Raw genomic sequence first — 1,307 nt, 5'->3', positions numbered from 1 at the left:
AATATGTATCTAACTTAAATAAATGATGCTTCCAAGGTGTCCTGGAGTCCTTTGAACCCTCGGTGGATCCGCTTCAGAGACTTCTCGTTATAAACATTAAACTGAGAAACCAGGAAGCGATCCAGTGAATCTTCCGTTGGAAATTGTTCTTTGTGGTGGGTGGTGCGCTTGAGATGCTTATTAAAGTTCTCAATCAGGTTAGTGGAGTATAGTGATTGCCGGATAGCTGGTGGAAAGTCCATGAAAGTGAGTAAATTCGGCATTTTAAGCAGATCTTTGATTAATTTGGGATAGGTCTGATGCCAGTTGTTGGCGAACTCATTCAGTTTCAGTTCGGCTGCTTCACGGTTGGCGGCCCGATGAACTTGTTTAAAGTCACTGATCACGGCCTTGCGGTCTTTTACGCGAACTTTGTTCATCAGATTCCGCCCAACATGAACCAGGCAACGTTGTCGTTTGGCTTTAGGGAAATGCCGATTCAAGCCTTCATCCAAACCAACTAACCCATCGGCCACAAACAACAGCACATCTTTAACGCCCTGCTTGATCAAGGTTCCCAGCAGTTCAGTCCAGATTCCAGTCGATTCCGTTGGCGCCACTTGGTAGTTCAGCACTTCTTTCGTACCATCTGGACGAATGCCAATCGCAATATGAACGGCTTCTTTTTGAACGGTATCCCGCTTTAACGGCAAGTAAGTGGCATCTAAGAAGATGGCCGCATATTGTGAAGCCAGTCGACGTTGCTGGAAAGCTTGAACCTGTTCATTGACGGCTTTAGTCATGTTGGAAACCGTGGCTTTGGAGTAGTGAGCACCGTACATTTTCTCAATGAGTTCGGCAATTTCAGCAGTGGTAATTCCCTTGGTATACAACTGAATGACCGTTGTTTCTAAATTATCACTGTGCCGACCGTAGGCTGGCAAGGTATGATTTTCAAACCGGCCATTGCGATCTCGAGGAATGGTTAAGTTAAGTTGGCCGTACTTCGTATCAAACGAGCGCTCATAACTGCCGTTGCGGTTATTACCAGTGTTAATCCCAGCGTATGAGTAGCGTTCGTAACCCAAAAACTCTGCCAATTCGGTTTGAAGCAGCTGGTTAATCGCAATTTCGAGGTGGTGACGAAAAACTTCGTCCAAATCTTGCTTTTGGGCTAGTGCAGCGATAATTTCTGTGGTAAGTTCATTCATGGGGAATGCCTCCTGTGATGTTTTCTGTGGTTACTAAATATCATAAGGGAAGGCATTCCCTATTTCTATACAATTCAGAAATCTTTTATGCATTTACACAAGATATTTTACGCTCTC

Annotated in this window: 1 protein-coding gene; it reads right to left on the bottom strand. The window is 44.6% G+C overall.

From position 1 onward, the window contains the following. Window positions 1-14: 14 nt before the first annotated feature. Window positions 15-1,190 (bottom strand): IS256-like element IS1310 family transposase, encoded by a 1,176-nt coding sequence (locus JCM2765_RS16490; RefSeq protein ID WP_003561746.1) that lies wholly within the window; start codon window positions 1,188-1,190, stop codon window positions 15-17. Window positions 1,191-1,307: the final 117 nt, after the last annotated feature.

Origin of the sequence: Secundilactobacillus similis DSM 23365 = JCM 2765 (assembly GCF_001311075.1) — a bacterium.
Lineage (GTDB): Bacteria > Bacillota > Bacilli > Lactobacillales > Lactobacillaceae > Secundilactobacillus > Secundilactobacillus similis.
The sequence above is the reverse complement of the archived record's forward strand: the minus strand, read 5'-3'. Positions and strand labels throughout refer to the sequence as shown.

What these genes read in the sequence shown, in the direction of transcription:
- JCM2765_RS16490 (WP_003561746.1), bottom strand. Translation starts at nt 1,190, where the DNA reads ATGAATGAACTTACCACAGAAATTATCGCTGCACTAGCCCAAAAGCAA.